Origin of the sequence: Streptococcus sp. HMSC070B10 (assembly GCF_001808665.1) — a bacterium.
In the GTDB taxonomy this organism is placed as follows: Bacteria; Bacillota; Bacilli; order Lactobacillales; family Streptococcaceae; genus Streptococcus.
The window spans coordinates 93,831-108,579 of sequence record NZ_KV794215.1 but is presented as its reverse complement, the minus strand read 5'-3'; the positions used below and the strand labels follow the sequence as shown (position 1 = coordinate 108,579).

The following is a 14,749-nucleotide window of genomic DNA, read 5'->3' as shown; positions in this document are numbered from 1 at the left end:
AGCAAACTAGGAAACTAGCCGCAGGCTGTACTTGCGTACGGCAAGGCGACGTTGACGCGGTTTGAATTTGATTTTCGAAGAGTATGAAATCAACTGAAAAGGCTTCGTCACGCATGGTGACAAAAGCCTCTAGTTTACTCTGTTTCTTCTTCTATTTCAACTTCGGTAATTTGGACTTTTACCTTGGTAACACGTCCATTTTTCACCTTATCATTGGTTAGGATAAGTTGTTTGTTTTGGCTGACTAATTCATAACTGAGTTTCTCAGTCGTTGGAATGGTCCCCACTCCTGTCAAATAGTAACCAGCGATTGTATCAACGTCATCACTTTCCAGTTCAACATCAAAGTAGTCATTAAAATCATTGAGATTCATGGTACCTTGAACAATGTAAGTACCATCGCCAATCTGATGAACATCTATTGCTGCTTTGTCCGTTTCATCATCGATTTCCCCAACGATTTCCTCTAAGAGGTCTTCCAGAGTCACCAAACCAGCCATCCCACCGTATTCATCTAGCAAGATTGCCATTTGTCTTTGGGTATTACGCAATTCTTTTAACAAGTCATCCACAAAAATAGTTTCAGGAACAAAGAGTGGATCTTGTAAGATTTTCTTCCAAACAATATTGTCAAAACCGTCCACAAAACCCGCCTTAAGGAGACTCTTGGTGTGAATGATCCCAATCACATTGTCCTTATCCCCATCATAGACAGGGATACGAGAATAATTTTGTTTTAAAATACTTTGGATGATGGTTTGACTATCATTCTGAATATCGACCATAAAGGCATCCGTTCGAGGAACCATGACTTCTCTGGCCATTAATTCGTCCAGTGAAAAAATTCCTTGTAACATTTCAATTTCGTCAGCATCTAGTGTTTCTTCACTATTTGTCAACATGTACTCAATTTCATCACGGGTCATTTTTTCATCAGCATCGTCAAAGGTCATAGGAGTCAAGCGACTCAAGAGATTGGTAGATGCAGATAAGAGCCAAACAAAGGGACTAACTAGTTTCCCCAGCCCAATGATAACTGGCGCTGTACGAATCGCCAAGGCATCCTTTAGATTAAGAGCGATTCTCTTAGGATACAATTCCCCAAAAACGATGGAAATATAAGTCAAAAATGCTAAAGATAGAAAACTTGCCACGGCATAAGCTGTTTCGCCATTTCCAAGCCAAGATGCAATTTCTCGTCCCAGAGTTTCTGCCAAACTCGCCCCTGATAAGATCGTAATCAGGGTAATTCCTACTTGAATGGTTGATAAAAAGTGGTTAGGATTTTCTAGTACCTTCAGCAGACGGATATAGCGTCTATCTCCTTCTTCTGCCTTTTGTTCAACACGCGCACGATTTAGTGAAACCATAGCCATTTCTGTGGCTGAGAAAAAGGCATTTAATACCGTCAAGATAAACAATAAAACAAATTGTAGCAACAAATTCTGACTACTTGGGTCTTCCATAGTTCTTCTCCTAAAATAGTATCTTATCCTTTATTATATCACAAAATATAGTCCAGTACATATTATTTTTTCTCATACTCTTCGAAGGTCTCTTCAAACCACGTCAGCTTCATCTGCAACCTCAAAGCTGTGCTTTGAGCAACCTACGGCTAGCTTCCTAGTTTATACTTTGATTTTCATTGAGTATCAGTGTCTATTGTAGCTCTACTTAAACTAGTAAGAAAGAACTCCTATATCAAAAAGTGACATAGGAGTTTATTTTGTATTTTACTGAGTAACAGTCACTTCTCCAGTTCGGTAATCCAGTTGAAGACCTTTTTGAACATTGGGAACTAGGACATTAAATTCCAATTCTCCGTCTGAAGACTTGGCTTCAATCTGTGAAGCTGAAGGAACTAAGTCCTCGTTTGAAGCGTAGTAAAGAGTTACACGGTAACGGACACGCTTGTTTTGGTCCAAGGCTTTACGTACCATACTTTCATAGTAGTTTTGACCAGTCGAATCCTCGGCTTGCGCCTGATTTGCCCAGGCTGTTTGAACAGCAATATTTTTAGGATTGCTTGTCGAGGCATCAAATCCATCTAAGCCACCGATTAAGGCATAGCCTAACAAGTGACCTCTATCGACCGCATGGGTATAAGACCCCTTTAGATTCTTAACCTGATGCCAGCCTGGAGGAGTCCATGAAGTCGAACCATTCCCAGTTTCTTCACGATTCTTGTACTGACGAGTAGCCTTAGACAAGAGCGCATTAGCTACGGTTGGTACTGTTTCCTTGCCCACTGTCTTTGTTTTGTTATCAGCATAAGGCTTACTTGAAACCTTGGCATCTAGATTTGTTTTATTACCATTGACGATAAAAGCACCTGAGCCATTCCACTCCAGACTCCCTTTTATTTGGCTTTTGACTGCATCTGTTAAGACACTTTCTGCCAATGCTTGACTAGGAGCTTCAGAAGCTTGTTTTTTCTGACTAACCTTTGTTTTAGGACTATTAGCTGTCGACTGCATCTGCTTGATATAATAGCTTCCCGCAGATAAAAGCAATAACACTAGCAGTCCGATCAGTGTCTGTCTTGTTTTTTTATCCATTTTTCTCCTTATCTCTAGAAAAAGACTGGTTCTCCAGCCTAATTTCCTGTAAATTTATGAATCAATTCCTGCCATTTTGCTGGAGACAGGATAGCCCATGGATCTTGACCCTTGCCCAAGATTCCATAACCTACCATTAAGCCGATACCTAGGGCTAGAGCACCTAAAAACAGTACCAAAATGACTAAAAGTAAACGCTTGATTACGTAGCTTGATCTCTTATTCATCTTCATCACTTGCCTCAATCCGCTGAATCTTAGCGCCTAGCTGCGCCAACTTCTCATGGAAACGGTAGTAACCTCTATCCAAGTGAACCAATTTACCAACTACAGTTTCTCCTTGTGCTACCAAACCTGTCAAAATCAAGGCTGCACTGGCACGAAGGTCAGTTGAAAGAACTTCTGCCCCCTGCAAAGGCTGTCCACCAACAATACGAGCTGTATCACGGATAATCTCAGAATGCAAGCCCATACGACGCATTTCTTCTAAGTGTTGGAAACGATTTTCAAAAACTGTCTCCACCATAGTTGATTCCCCTTTTGCGACGGTCATCAAGGCTGTAAATTGAGCCTGCATATCTGTTGGAAATCCTGGGTGGGGCAAGGTTTTCACATGAACAGCTTTTAGATTTTCTAGTTGAGAACGAACTCGAATTCCTTCAGTTTCCTCCGTCACTTCCACTCCCATTTCAAGCAATTTGGCAATCAAGGGACGGTTGTGCTCCCAGACAGCGTCTCGAATCAAGACATCACCACCAGTCATGGCAGCAGCTACCATAAAGGTTCCTGCTTCGATACGGTCTTGGACTACATTGTGAGTCGTACCATGAAGTTTCTCAACGCCGGTAATGGTAATGGTCTCTGTACCAGCACCTTTGACCTTGGCTCCCATTTCATTGAGAAGAATGGCTAGGTCAACAATCTCAGGCTCACGCGCAGCATTTTCAATCACTGTCACACCATCAGCCAGAGTCGCTGCCATCATCAAGTTCTGCGTAGCGCCAACACTCGGGAAGTCCATGTAGATATGAGCGCCATGTAAGCAATCAGCCTTGGCTTCGATATAACCAGCTGTCTGACTAATCTTAGCTCCCATAGCTTCCAGGCCTTTCAAATGAAGATCAATAGGACGGCTACCAATCGTACAACCACCTGGCATGGATACCTTGGCATGACCTACACGAGCCAGGATTGGCCCCAAGACAACAATGGATGCACGCATCTTGCTGACATACTTGTAAGGAGCTTCTTCAGTGATATCGCCAGTCGCGTCCACCTCAACAAGATGAGCTTCTTCATTAAAATCCACCTTGGCATTCAAACCACGAACCACCTGATTCATAGTGAAAACATCTGACAAGATAGGAACATTCTGCAAGACGGTCTTTCCTTCACTTGCTAGAATAGTCGCTGCCAACAAGGGCAAGACTGCATTCTTTGCTCCTTCTATCGTAACACTTCCTACCAGACGATTATCGCCACCTTGAACCACAATTTTTTCCATACTTATTTCCTTTACTCTTGATTTTATAATAATCCTCTAAGCGCTTCTTGCCACAACTGATATAGGCCGATAAAGAAAGAACTCATGATGTAGCCCATGACAATGCTAAAAAAAGCTACCAATAAACGAACTTTTCCTGTGTTCTCAGCTGTTACTTTTAAGACTTTTTCCCATCTAACAAGATTCTTTAAAAGGTAAAAACTCACATAAATAAAGAGCATGTGACTGCTTAGAGTGAATAATAATTGAACCATTTGACTATTATACCATCTTCTCTGTTTGTGCGCTAGTTTGGAAACTTCACTTAAAAACTAGGGATTGTTTTTCAAGTAATCAATTGCATCTTGTAGGGTTTTAACAGGCACTATTTTCATATCTGTCTTGATTGTTTTGGCTGCTTCTAGGGCTGTTTGGTAGTTGTTTTTGGCATCTGGATGCGCTTTTTGTTCTTCTTCGCTAACAGGGTTATCAGGGGCAAAGAAAATCGCGGCACCTTCTCTAGCCGAAGCTACAACTTTCTTATCAATACCTCCAATGTCCCCCACATTCCCATCACGGTCAATGGTACCTGTACCGGCAACAATGCGGCCATTACGAAGGCCAGGGTCAGCTATTTGGGTATAGATAGCCAGACTAAACATGAGACCTGCACTTGGACCGCCGATACCAGCTGTTGAAAAGCGAATTGGGACATCACTGGTCACTTCCGTACGGTCAATCAAACCGATTCCAATCCCATTTTTGCCATTTTCCAAGGTGATAATCTTACCTTCTGCAGACTTGGTTTCCCCATCCTCTTCATAAGTTACCTTGACGGAGTCCCCTAGTTTTTGAGAATTGACGTAATCAATCAAGTCTTTGGAACTGTCAAAGGTCTGATCATTGACTGCTGTAACCGTATCAGAGATATTGAGAATCCCTTTAAAGGTCGAATTATCCGTCACCGTCAGAACATAAACCCCAAGGTATTTAAGTTCAATATCCTTACCAGCTGTTTTTAGCCCTTGATACTTGGCCATGTTTTGTGATGTTTGCATGTAGAATTGATTGATCCGCATAAATTCAACATCAGAAGAGCCACCTGTAGTCTCTTGGGCACTACGAATATCTGTAAAAGGCGTCAACCAAGCATAAATCATATGGGATAAAGTAGCGTGCTGAACACCAACCGTAACGAATTGATAGGCACCAGCTTCCTTATCTTCTGTGTCATTGACTTTAAGGACTTGGCGAATATCTTCCGAACCACCTGGAACCTCTATATAGTAGGGCAAGGGCACTACAAATGCCAAGAAAGTCACAATCAAGGCCGCAATGACATATAAGGGCCATCTAATCTTTTTTTTCATTTCTTATTTCCTCCAAAATACTCTCGGGAACATAGCAAGCAATATCCTGACCAAACTTCAAAAGCTCTCTAACACCGGATGAACTGAGATAGAGATGTTCAGGTCGGCTATGTAAATAAATGGTCTCTATACCAGGAGACAGCTGATGGTTGTAGTGATCGAAACTAGCTTCATATTGCAAATCCGCTGCATTCCTCAAACCACGCACTAGACAAGTAGCCCCCAGTCTTTTTGCGACATCAACCACCAATTCATCATGAGAAGACACAACTTCAACATTTTCCAAATGTTTCAAAGCCTTTTCTAGCCCTCGTTTACGATTTTCGATAGGGAGAAATCCTTGTTTGTGGGGATTAAAAAAAATACCGACATAGAGCTTATCAAAAAGTCTGCTCGCCCGTTCAATGATATCCAGATGCCCATTTGTCATCGGATCAAATGAGCCTGTGAATAAGCCAATCTTATCTGACATAGACTGTCACCTTACTAATTCCATAAATTTTTTCCTTCCAGATGCCTAGACAGACAATTTCTTCTGGAAGCTCAACGGCCTTATCCGTCTCACACACGACCATGACATCTTCAGAAAAAAGCTCTTTCTCAGCCATTTTTTCAATATCTGCTACGATTTGTTCCTTGGCATAAGGAGGGTCTAAGAAAATGAGGTCGAATTCCCCAGATACCTGTTCTAATGCCCTTTCTGCATCCATTTTGAGGAGTTGAAATTTTCCAACTTCCTTGGTCATCTGAATATTTTCAGCCACGATAGCCTGAGCCTTACGGTCTCGCTCCACCAAAACAGCACTGGACATGCCACGCGATACTGCCTCGATAGATAAACCACCACTACCTGCATAAAGGTCCAAGACTCGTCCCCCTTCAAAGTAGGGACCAATCATGTTAAAAATGGCTCCCCTAACCTTATCTGAAGTAGGTCTTGTCGTCTTGCCTTCTAGTGTCTTGAGGGGGCGTCCCCCATAGATTCCTGATACGATCTTCATACCGTTTATTATACCAAATTATGAGCGAAAAGAGAAAGAAAACCGAACCTTGCGGTTCGATTCTCTACAAAATATTTTCGTAAGTATCGCGGACTTCTTGAGGCCAAACACTTGTTTGCACTTCTCCGATGTGTTTCTTGCGAAGTAGGAACATGGCCATCCGAGATTGTCCAATTCCTCCACCGATTGTCAATGGGAATAAGCCATTCAACAAAGCCTTGTGCCATTCCAATTCTAAACGGTCTTCATCACCTGTGATGGCAACCTGACGGCGAAGAGTTTCTTCATCTACACGGATTCCCATAGAAGACAACTCAAAGGCTCCACCTAAAGACTCATTCCAAACAAGAATATCACCATTTAGACCCTTATAGCCATTTTCAGACTCACTTGTCCAGTCATCGTAGTCTGGTGCACGTCCATCGTGCGGTTTACCGTCTGGTAATTCACCACCGATACCGATCAAGAAGACTGCTCCAAATTCTTTACAAATAGCATTTTCACGCTCTTTTGGTGTCAAGTCTGGGTAGCGTTCTACCAACTCTTCTGTGTGGATAAAGGTGATTTGTTTTGGCAAGACAGACTCAATATCATAGCGGGCTTCAACAGCTAGCTCAGTCAGGCGAATAGCCTTATAAATCTTCTCAACTGTTTCTTTTAGGTAGGCAATGTTACGTTGTCCATTTGGGATAACCTTCTCCCAGTCCCACTGGTCAACATAAACAGAGTGGGTCGCATCAAGCGAATCTTCGTCTGGACGAAGGGCCTTCATGTGGACGAAAAGACCTTCACCTTCACCGAAACCAAAACGAGCCAAAGTGTGGCGTTTCCATTTGGCAAGGGAGTGCACCACTTCATAAGTAGCATCAGGGATTTGGAGAACCTTGACCGATACGGCATTCTCCACACCTGATAAGTTGTCCTGCATCCCGTCACCGACCCTACTCAAGATAGGACCTTGAACTTCGACAACTTCTAGTTTGTCTTTTAAATACTGGGTAAAAGTGTTTTTGACAAAGGAAATTTCTTCTTGTTGGTGAATAAAACTTTTCTTCATAAACTACTCCTCAAAAAATTAATTAAAAGCATTATACACCTATTTCCAAGAAAAGAAAAGACCAAATATAAAAAAATCAGTGCTCCTTCGAACACTGATGTTAGGGACCTTTAGTCATTGCGACCGAAGATACGTAGAATACTTAGGAAAAGATTGATAAAATCAAGATAGATACTGAGAGCCATTGACACAACCCAACCTGTCTCTACACGACCTTGTGATTGCTCATATGCATAGCGAATTCTTTGGTTGTCCCAAGCAATCAGCCCAGAGAAGACCAAGACCATGGCTACGCTAATCATATAATCAAAGAAACCGCTAGCCAAGAAAATATTGACTACCATAGCAATCAACAAACCGATAAGAGCCGCCATCATAGCCCGACCAAGGCCACTCAAATCTTTCTTGGTGAACATACCGACTGCCGCCATGACAAAGAAGAGAAGGGCGCTTGATACAAAGGCAGATAAAACTGTACCTGGAGTATAGAAGGCCACCACAAAACTGAGGGTAAAGCCGTTTAATACTGAGTAAAGTAAAAATACTGGAAGAGCCGCTGGACTATTCTTCGAAGCCATACTGCTGGCAACAAAGACCAGAGCTAGCTCTGCAAAAGTAGCAATGGTCAACCAGAGGCGTCCCTGCATCAAAAAGTAAACCAACTGAGACTGAAAGACGGTCAACATAAGACCTGATACTAAAGCGGATAGTCCGATCCCCAGACCAACAAAGGCATAAACCTTAGCATAAAATTGATTGAGACCTGCGCGGTCGTGAATAATAGTGTGATTCATCTTTTCTCCTTTTCTATGAACATCTTTCCTTGATTATAACAAAGAAAGTTAAAATTAGCTTAAATGGAAAATTAAAATACCGGCTGCAACGGCAACATTGAGACTCTCCGCCTGCCCCTTCATACTAATGTGGACCAACTGGTCTGCACTTTCAGCCATAAGGGGACTAATTCCTTGCCCCTCATTTCCCATGACTAGTACAAAATTTTCTATAGGAGGCAGTTCTCTGTAATCAACAGAATCTTTAGATAAGGTTGTTGCTAGCACTGGGATAGCTGCCTCTTTGGCTTCCTTAAGAAGCCTTTGACTAGACATCCGGTAAATAGGCAGATGAAAATGACTGCCTTGCATAGAACGTAGGGTCTTGAGACTGTAGATATCTGCCGACTTATCTGAAACAATCACTCCAGTAAAACCTGCTGCATCCGCAGTCCGAATAATGGTTCCTACATTACCAGGATCTTGCACATCTTCCAAAAACAAGAACTTACCCTGACTAAAGTCAGCTTGCCCTACTTCTTCTTTTTGAACCACGGCAACAATGCCCTGTGGAGTCTGAGAATCCGCCAAATCTAGCAAAATATCCTCTGAAACCCAGACAGTTTGCGGAAACGAGGCTAACTGATCTCGGTAATTTTCTAAGGCAAAGATTTTCTCAATCGTCACTCCAGCTTGGACAGCTTCTTCAAACAAATGCCAGCCTTCAATCAAATAGGCAGACTTGCGGTATTTTTTTTGGTGTAATTTCTTGGCATTTTTTACCACAGAATTAGCTTTTGAGGTTATAATAGTCATAGAAATATTATAACACAATCAAAGGGGTTTGGTATGCAAAAGGTTAGAATGATTGCCCAAGGTAGGGTTCAGGGAGTCGGTTTTCGTTGGGGTGTTTACAGCTTAGCACTTGAAATCGGTGGCATCACTGGCCGAGTATGGAATAACGACGATGGCACAGTGGAAATCTTAGCCCAAGCAGACTCATCTGCTATTATGGCGAAATTTATCCAAGAAATACGAAAAGGACCCACACCTTTTTCAAAAGTCAGCTACTTAGATGTCCAACTGAGTAACTTTCCTCCCTACCCTGACTTCAAAATCGCAAATTAGGTCTCTAGAACTATTGTATATTTTGTAAAAAAACAGTAGAATAGAAAGGTATAATTTTTAAAGAAGGAATAAAAACAGTGAAATCTATTAAACGTTTTGCACTCTCAGCTATGGGAGTGGCTATGTTGCTTGTCTTGACTGGCTGTGTCAACGTCGATAAAGCCACAGGTCAGCCAACAGGATTTATTTGGAATACTATCGGAGCGCCTATGGCTGAAGCTATCAAGTACTTCGCCAATGACAAAGGACTTGGTTTTGGTGTTGGTATCATCATCGTAACCATTATCGTGCGCTTGATTATCTTGCCACTTGGTATCTACCAATCATGGAAGGCAACGCTTCACTCTGAAAAGATGAACGCTCTCAAGCATGTCCTTGAGCCACATCAAACTCGTCTCAAGGAAGCAACAACTCAAGAAGAAAAACTAGAAGCCCAACAAGCTCTCTTTGCTGCTCAAAAAGAGCACGGCATCAGCATGTTTGGTGGTGTAGGATGTTTCCCTATCCTCCTTCAAATGCCTTTCTTCTCTGCTATCTACTTTGCTGCCCAACATACTGAAGGGGTTGCTCAAGCAAGTTACCTAGGTATTCCTCTAGGTTCTCCAAGTATGATTTTGGTTGCCTGCGCTGGTGTCCTTTACTATCTTCAATCGCTCCTTTCACTTCACGGAGTAGAAGATGAAATGCAAAGAGAACAAATCAAGAAAATGATTTACATGAGCCCACTCATGATTGTCGTCTTCTCCCTCTTCTCACCAGCTAGTGTCACACTTTACTGGGTTGTCGGTGGTTTCATGATGATTCTTCAGCAGTTTATCGTCAACTATATTGTTCGTCCAAAACTTCGCAAAAAAGTCCGTGAAGAACTAGCCAAGAACCCACCAAAAGCAAGTGCTTTCTCAACATCAAACGGACGAAAAGACGTTACCCCTGAACAACCAACTGCTATCACAAGCAAGAAAAAACACAAAAATCGCAACGCTGGAAAACAACGTTCAAGATAAAGCTACGTAAATTATCCAATAATTAAAAAACGAATGAATGATAAATAGTTTTCATCAACTAGATATCATCATTCGTTTTTATTATCTACCGTTACATCTTATACTAGTCAAAAAAGTTAAATAGTTTAAAAGCTCACATATAAAACATATTCAATCATAATTAACAAGTAAATCACTATGATTTAATACAATTCACAGTTATTAAAACTTCTGCTCCCGCATCTCTATTTCTAAGCTCAACTCGGCCTTTGTGTAGTTTTGCAACTCTACATACAAAACTAAGTCCAATACCATAATGTTGCTCTTTAACCGATCTAGCTTTATCCATACGATAAAATAGCTTTCCAAAATTAGTTAAAACTTCCTCTGGAAATTCCGAACCATTATTCCATATACCTATTTTCAATTCCTTCCCCTCTTGCTCTACTCTAATTTTAATTTTAGGGTTCTGTTTATCGGCGTATTCCAAAGCATTTGTTAAAATATTTTGTATGGCACGAATCAGAAGAGATGGATTTATATAATAGTTTTCAGTTCCTTTCACATTTTGTTCAAAAGAAAACTTCATCTGATTTTTTATCAAAAAAGAGACTTCTTTCTCTAATTCATTGATAAAATCTGAAGAGGAATACTCCGTCCAACCTGTCTCATCATCATAATAGGTTTTAGAATAGTGAATCAATTGATTGAAATAATCTAGTAACTGTTGACTAGCTCTTTCTATATCTGCTAAGCATTCTTGAGATTGGTCGTTTTCAGTTATCGTCTGCAAAAATTCCACATTTCCCCTAATAATGGTTAAGGGAGTTTTTAAATCATGAGAAGCTGCTGAAACCTGAAACATTAAATCTTCCTTCTGCTGTTTCTCATCAACTATTAATTGTCGAATTCTATCTTGCATCACAATAATCCGATTTCCTGTCTCACGAAATTCTTTAACCGTTAAACTTTCTGTACATTCCTTCTCCAACCACATACTATTTTCATAAATCAAAGTCATTTCATAACTCAGTTTTTTCAACAATTTTCCAATGTGATAACTTATTAGAATAATCAATAAAACACAAATATATATCCATGATGACACATTAAAAAAGATTGATAGAATACCACTATTGTTTAAAGGTTTCCCATCTTCATTTATTTGTATAGATACTGAAGCTAAGGGAATAAGATAGGCCATTAGTAAGCCAAGACTAAACTGCCAAATAATTCTCCAACAGGTTTCTCGAATTAATTGTCTAAAACTTTTGATTCTACCCATTGATATCCTCCACCGTATAAGGTTTTAATTGGATTTAATTGATAAGGTTTCAGCTTTTGACGAATTTGATAAATGTACTCTGAAACCGAACGTAAGAGCGCTTCTGAACTTTGTGGATATAGATAATTATAAATTTCCTCAATAGAATATATTTTACTTGGGTTGCTTGCCAAAAGATTCACTATGTCAAATTCCCTCCTTGTCAGAGCAATCTTATCATCGTTTACAAATAGTTCCTTACTATCCGTATATAGTATAAGCTTCCCAATCTTTATTTGATGAACATTTCCTTTAATCCGTTCTTCACGACGTAAGTGCATTTTAACACGTGCTAACAATTCTTGCATACTAAAGGGCTTCATAATATAATCATCAGCACCTGCATTAATTCCAGCTACTAAATCTTCATCCATATCCTTAGCAGTTATAAAACAGATAGGAACAGTTATCTGCTCGCGAATCATCTGACAGATTTCTAAACCACTAACAGGCATCATAATATCTAATAAAATCAAGTCAAATCCTGTAAAATCACAAAGATCAATCTCTTCTATCTTATTTCGTATGACTACTTCATATTTTTCATATTCTAGTACTTTTTTTATTAGGCGAAGAATAGCAAGATCATCATCTACCACCAAAATTTTATAAGCCATAACTCACCCTCCTAACTATATTATAGCACTAACCGAGAAAAAGACAGGACATCCCCTGTCTTTAGCGTACATTTCTTCCTATTAGTATCAGTGTAGCAAATACAAAAACAATTAATAACCAAACTATTTGTATCCCCAAGCCTTGCCACACTGGATAATAAAGCGACAAGGGATGGGTATAAAAACAATTCATACTAGCTAGTAATGGTAAATTTCTAAAAAAAGAACTGAATTGTAGTAACATTTGTCCCAACCCCAATAAAAGGGATAAACTGATTCCCAAAATTAAGATAAAAGACTGGGAAATAAATACAAAAATACCACTTAAAAGAGAGAAGGTTAAAATAGAAATACAAGCTGGAAATAGAATTGTTAGAACATGTTTAATATTACTCAAAAGATTGATATTGTAGTATCCTTGGGCGAGTAGTACACATAATGATATTACAGCGGCCAATAGGACAATTTCAATACATAATAGAATAGCTAGTTTAGATATTATAAATTTCAAACGGTTTGGACAGGTAAGAAAACTGGTACGAAGGCTAGAACCTGTAAATTCTTGACCTATAAATAGGACCGCTAGACTAACGAAACCTGCCTGTCCTAAATAGAGACTTTGCAGTAGCTGTTCCAAAACAAACTGTAGAGTCAACTGGTCTGGCTTACTATTTAAAAAAATAACTAACGCTGGAACACACAGTAATAGAGCACCTATAACCAACCAGTGCCAAGGATTCATCATAAACTTGAGATACTCACTTTTAAGTTGCTCTTTCAACTTATTCACCTCCTCCAATATCTGACTTAAGTAATCGGTAGATTGCTAAAGCCAAGAATGAGAAGTTCCAACAAAGTAAAAATAAAATATTTTGTAAACTATTATGTTCTAAAATTTGAGGAGATGTAGCAATCAATCCTTGCCCCAATGCAACTGGAAGAAATTTTGCAACCGATATATAGTTTGCTAAGAATGTTCCTAAATTGTAGACTTGGGGAAGCAAAAATAATAGAGGAACAATGGCTGTTTTAAATGTCAAAGCCATAATATAGGCTAGAAGTCCCAACAAAGTCCAAGCTATACTGGCTAAAAACATATAGAACCAAACTGTTCCATTTAGTGAAAAAAGCAATAAGCCATCTTGTCCTAAAACATAATGTGTCATGTTAATCGTAAGGAATATTGATAGAAAAGAAATGAAAAAAGAAAATACAAGCCAAACTAATGTTTTTGAAACTAGGAAAATACTTCGATTTGTAATAGAGAGGAGACTTGTACGAATAGCAGAGCATTTATACTCCTCGGCTCCGTAAATTGAACCTAGGATAATCATAATAAAAACACCAAATAAAGTGACATCAAAACCTAAAAATTCAATAGGAGGTATAGCTTCTGCTAATTCTGGATTTGTCTCTGGTGTAGCATGGATACCAACTGAAACAATTTGAGAAGCACCAATATTTGCTAAAAACGTTTGAAATACCAGTATCAAGAATAATACAACATGAGTAGCTCTCCTATAAAGCAATTTCAATATTTCAGAATGAAGAGAGTATATAAGTGCCATGTCACTTTCCTCCCTCTGTTAAACTAAAGAAGACTTCTTCTAGTGAAGAAAGATTTTTCATCACTTCTTGTAAAGTGCCTTTTATAAGAACTTTTCCTTTATTTATGATAACTACATCATCTGTTACTGCTTCCACTTCCGATAATATATGAGATGATAGCAAGACTGTCTTCCCTTCTTGAGCTTGTTTTTTTATAAACTCTCTAAACCACCGAATTCCTCTTGGATCCAACCCATTAGTTGGTTCATCCAATATCAGATATTGAGGATTTCCTAATAGAGCTGTTGCAATTCCTAATCGTTGTCCTTCTCCTAATGATAATTTCCCAATTTTAGATTTTTTCTTATGGCTAATATCCACCATATCCAAGACTTGATCTATTCGCTGACTGGATATCCCATTACTAGCAGCAACAATTTTCAAATGTTGATAAACAGTCCGATCATCAGGAGCACCTACACTGTCAAATGAAGCTCCTACAGTCTTTAGAGGAAATTTTAATTCCTTATAAGTTTGATCTCCAATTTTGGTAAGACCAGATGTTGCTTTGTCTAATCCTAATAAAATACGTAAGGTTGAACTTTTTCCAGCTCCATTTGGACCTAGGAAAGCAGTCACTCTACCTGCTTTTGCTTCAAAAGAAATATCTTTTAAAATTTGAGCTTGGCCATACGACTTACATAAATTTTTAATGGTAATACTTTGTTCCATGATGTTCTCCTATTCTATTTAATATTTCTAAAAGTAACTATATCTTACATATTCATTTTCGGATTTTTTTCAGAATTTCAAGAGTCAAAAGATTTAATACTCAATGAAAATCAAAGAACAAACTAGGAAGCTAGCCGCAAGCTGCTCAAAACACTGTTTTGAGGTTGCAGATGGAA

At 39.4% G+C, this 14,749-nt stretch carries 18 protein-coding genes; 2 read left to right on the top strand and 16 right to left on the bottom strand.

Going from position 1 to position 14,749, the window contains the following annotated elements; genetic code table 11:
* Nucleotides 1-134 precede the first annotated feature (134 nt).
* From HMPREF2613_RS09950 to HMPREF2613_RS09900, 11 genes are all read right to left on the bottom strand, one after another.
* Complete coding sequence (locus tag HMPREF2613_RS09950; RefSeq protein ID WP_070480185.1) at nucleotides 135-1,466, bottom strand: hemolysin family protein; 1,332 nt, start codon at nucleotides 1,464-1,466, stop codon at nucleotides 135-137.
* Between the two features lie 267 nt (nucleotides 1,467-1,733).
* Nucleotides 1,734-2,558: a DNA-entry nuclease EndA gene (gene endA, locus HMPREF2613_RS09945; protein WP_070480184.1), complete on the bottom strand. Its 825-nt coding sequence runs from the start codon at nucleotides 2,556-2,558 to the stop codon at nucleotides 1,734-1,736.
* A 38-nt stretch (nucleotides 2,559-2,596) separates the two neighbouring features.
* A complete protein-coding gene (locus tag HMPREF2613_RS09940) occupies nucleotides 2,597-2,785 on the bottom strand; it encodes a DNA-directed RNA polymerase subunit beta (protein ID WP_070480259.1) in 189 nt (62 codons plus the stop codon).
* On the bottom strand, nucleotides 2,778-4,061 hold the full coding sequence (gene murA / locus HMPREF2613_RS09935; protein ID WP_070480183.1) for a UDP-N-acetylglucosamine 1-carboxyvinyltransferase: 1,284 nt from the start codon (nucleotides 4,059-4,061) through the stop codon (nucleotides 2,778-2,780). Before murA ends, HMPREF2613_RS09940 begins: the two co-directional genes overlap by 8 nt.
* 23 nt (nucleotides 4,062-4,084) lie before the next feature.
* The gene (locus HMPREF2613_RS09930; RefSeq protein ID WP_083279266.1) at nucleotides 4,085-4,315 is read right to left on the bottom strand and encodes a DUF1146 family protein; all 231 of its coding nucleotides are present in this window, start codon (nucleotides 4,313-4,315) and stop codon (nucleotides 4,085-4,087) included.
* A 57-nt stretch (nucleotides 4,316-4,372) separates the two neighbouring features.
* Nucleotides 4,373-5,410, bottom strand: coding sequence for a SepM family pheromone-processing serine protease (locus HMPREF2613_RS09925; RefSeq protein WP_070480182.1), 1,038 nt, complete (start codon nucleotides 5,408-5,410; stop codon nucleotides 4,373-4,375).
* Complete coding sequence (gene coaD, locus HMPREF2613_RS09920; protein WP_070480181.1) at nucleotides 5,394-5,882, bottom strand: pantetheine-phosphate adenylyltransferase; 489 nt, start codon at nucleotides 5,880-5,882, stop codon at nucleotides 5,394-5,396. Before coaD ends, HMPREF2613_RS09925 begins: the two co-directional genes overlap by 17 nt.
* Nucleotides 5,872-6,411 (bottom strand): 16S rRNA (guanine(966)-N(2))-methyltransferase RsmD, encoded by a 540-nt coding sequence (gene rsmD / locus HMPREF2613_RS09915; RefSeq protein WP_061590042.1) that lies wholly within the window; start codon nucleotides 6,409-6,411, stop codon nucleotides 5,872-5,874. The genes coaD and rsmD overlap by 11 nt, the downstream gene beginning before the upstream one ends.
* A gap of 64 nt (nucleotides 6,412-6,475) precedes the next feature.
* The gene (asnA, locus tag HMPREF2613_RS09910) at nucleotides 6,476-7,468 is read right to left on the bottom strand and encodes an aspartate--ammonia ligase (RefSeq protein WP_049510788.1); all 993 of its coding nucleotides are present in this window, start codon (nucleotides 7,466-7,468) and stop codon (nucleotides 6,476-6,478) included.
* Nucleotides 7,469-7,578: 110 nt separating this feature from the next.
* Nucleotides 7,579-8,262, bottom strand: a complete 684-nt coding sequence (locus tag HMPREF2613_RS09905; RefSeq protein ID WP_049510787.1) for a Bax inhibitor-1/YccA family protein — start codon at nucleotides 8,260-8,262, stop codon at nucleotides 7,579-7,581.
* 54 nt (nucleotides 8,263-8,316) lie between these two features.
* Nucleotides 8,317-9,057 carry a TrmH family RNA methyltransferase gene (locus tag HMPREF2613_RS09900; RefSeq protein WP_070480180.1) on the bottom strand — a complete coding sequence of 247 codons (741 nt, stop codon included), beginning with the start codon at nucleotides 9,055-9,057 and terminating at the stop codon, nucleotides 8,317-8,319.
* Nucleotides 9,058-9,090: 33 nt separating this feature from the next.
* On the opposite strand from HMPREF2613_RS09900, the gene HMPREF2613_RS09895 reads away from it, so the two are divergent.
* Both HMPREF2613_RS09895 and yidC read left to right on the top strand, forming a co-directional pair.
* Nucleotides 9,091-9,369 carry an acylphosphatase gene (locus tag HMPREF2613_RS09895; protein ID WP_020903085.1) on the top strand — a complete coding sequence of 93 codons (279 nt, stop codon included), beginning with the start codon at nucleotides 9,091-9,093 and terminating at the stop codon, nucleotides 9,367-9,369.
* Between the two features lie 77 nt (nucleotides 9,370-9,446).
* Entirely contained in the window at nucleotides 9,447-10,373 is a 927-nt protein-coding gene (gene yidC / locus HMPREF2613_RS09890) for a membrane protein insertase YidC (protein ID WP_070480179.1), read from the top strand.
* A 175-nt stretch (nucleotides 10,374-10,548) separates the two neighbouring features.
* Here yidC and HMPREF2613_RS09885 read toward each other — a convergent pair whose 3' ends face one another.
* From HMPREF2613_RS09885 to HMPREF2613_RS09865, 5 genes are all read right to left on the bottom strand, one after another.
* Nucleotides 10,549-11,637: a sensor histidine kinase gene (locus HMPREF2613_RS09885; protein ID WP_070480178.1), complete on the bottom strand. Its 1,089-nt coding sequence runs from the start codon at nucleotides 11,635-11,637 to the stop codon at nucleotides 10,549-10,551.
* Nucleotides 11,607-12,293 (bottom strand): response regulator transcription factor, encoded by a 687-nt coding sequence (locus HMPREF2613_RS09880; protein ID WP_000323581.1) that lies wholly within the window; start codon nucleotides 12,291-12,293, stop codon nucleotides 11,607-11,609. Before HMPREF2613_RS09880 ends, HMPREF2613_RS09885 begins: the two co-directional genes overlap by 31 nt.
* Nucleotides 12,294-12,354: 61 nt before the next feature.
* Nucleotides 12,355-13,074: an ABC transporter permease gene (locus HMPREF2613_RS09875; RefSeq protein ID WP_070480177.1), complete on the bottom strand. Its 720-nt coding sequence runs from the start codon at nucleotides 13,072-13,074 to the stop codon at nucleotides 12,355-12,357.
* 1 nt (nucleotide 13,075) lies between these two features.
* The gene (locus HMPREF2613_RS09870) at nucleotides 13,076-13,861 is read right to left on the bottom strand and encodes an ABC transporter permease (protein ID WP_049551845.1); all 786 of its coding nucleotides are present in this window, start codon (nucleotides 13,859-13,861) and stop codon (nucleotides 13,076-13,078) included.
* A gap of 1 nt (nucleotide 13,862) precedes the next feature.
* Nucleotides 13,863-14,573, bottom strand: coding sequence for an ABC transporter ATP-binding protein (locus HMPREF2613_RS09865; RefSeq protein ID WP_049551846.1), 711 nt, complete (start codon nucleotides 14,571-14,573; stop codon nucleotides 13,863-13,865).
* Between the last annotated feature and the right edge of the window lie 176 nt (nucleotides 14,574-14,749).

Coding starts and splice junctions, on each gene's coding strand:
- rsmD (WP_061590042.1), bottom strand. CDS start 6,411: ATGAAGATCGTATCAGGAATCTATGGGGGACGCCCCCTCAAGACACTA.
- HMPREF2613_RS09905 (WP_049510787.1), bottom strand. CDS start 8,262: ATGAATCACACTATTATTCACGACCGCGCAGGTCTCAATCAATTTTAT.
- endA (WP_070480184.1), bottom strand. CDS start 2,558: ATGGATAAAAAAACAAGACAGACACTGATCGGACTGCTAGTGTTATTG.
- coaD (WP_070480181.1), bottom strand. CDS start 5,882: ATGTCAGATAAGATTGGCTTATTCACAGGCTCATTTGATCCGATGACA.
- HMPREF2613_RS09870 (WP_049551845.1), bottom strand. CDS start 13,861: ATGGCACTTATATACTCTCTTCATTCTGAAATATTGAAATTGCTTTAT.
- HMPREF2613_RS09880 (WP_000323581.1), bottom strand. CDS start 12,293: ATGGCTTATAAAATTTTGGTGGTAGATGATGATCTTGCTATTCTTCGC.
- HMPREF2613_RS09930 (WP_083279266.1), bottom strand. CDS start 4,315: ATGGTTCAATTATTATTCACTCTAAGCAGTCACATGCTCTTTATTTAT.
- HMPREF2613_RS09925 (WP_070480182.1), bottom strand. CDS start 5,410: ATGAAAAAAAAGATTAGATGGCCCTTATATGTCATTGCGGCCTTGATT.
- asnA (WP_049510788.1), bottom strand. CDS start 7,468: ATGAAGAAAAGTTTTATTCACCAACAAGAAGAAATTTCCTTTGTCAAA.
- HMPREF2613_RS09895 (WP_020903085.1), top strand. CDS start 9,091: ATGCAAAAGGTTAGAATGATTGCCCAAGGTAGGGTTCAGGGAGTCGGT.
- HMPREF2613_RS09950 (WP_070480185.1), bottom strand. CDS start 1,466: ATGGAAGACCCAAGTAGTCAGAATTTGTTGCTACAATTTGTTTTATTG.
- murA (WP_070480183.1), bottom strand. CDS start 4,061: ATGGAAAAAATTGTGGTTCAAGGTGGCGATAATCGTCTGGTAGGAAGT.
- HMPREF2613_RS09885 (WP_070480178.1), bottom strand. CDS start 11,637: ATGGGTAGAATCAAAAGTTTTAGACAATTAATTCGAGAAACCTGTTGG.
- HMPREF2613_RS09940 (WP_070480259.1), bottom strand. CDS start 2,785: ATGAATAAGAGATCAAGCTACGTAATCAAGCGTTTACTTTTAGTCATT.
- HMPREF2613_RS09900 (WP_070480180.1), bottom strand. CDS start 9,057: ATGACTATTATAACCTCAAAAGCTAATTCTGTGGTAAAAAATGCCAAG.
- HMPREF2613_RS09865 (WP_049551846.1), bottom strand. CDS start 14,573: ATGGAACAAAGTATTACCATTAAAAATTTATGTAAGTCGTATGGCCAA.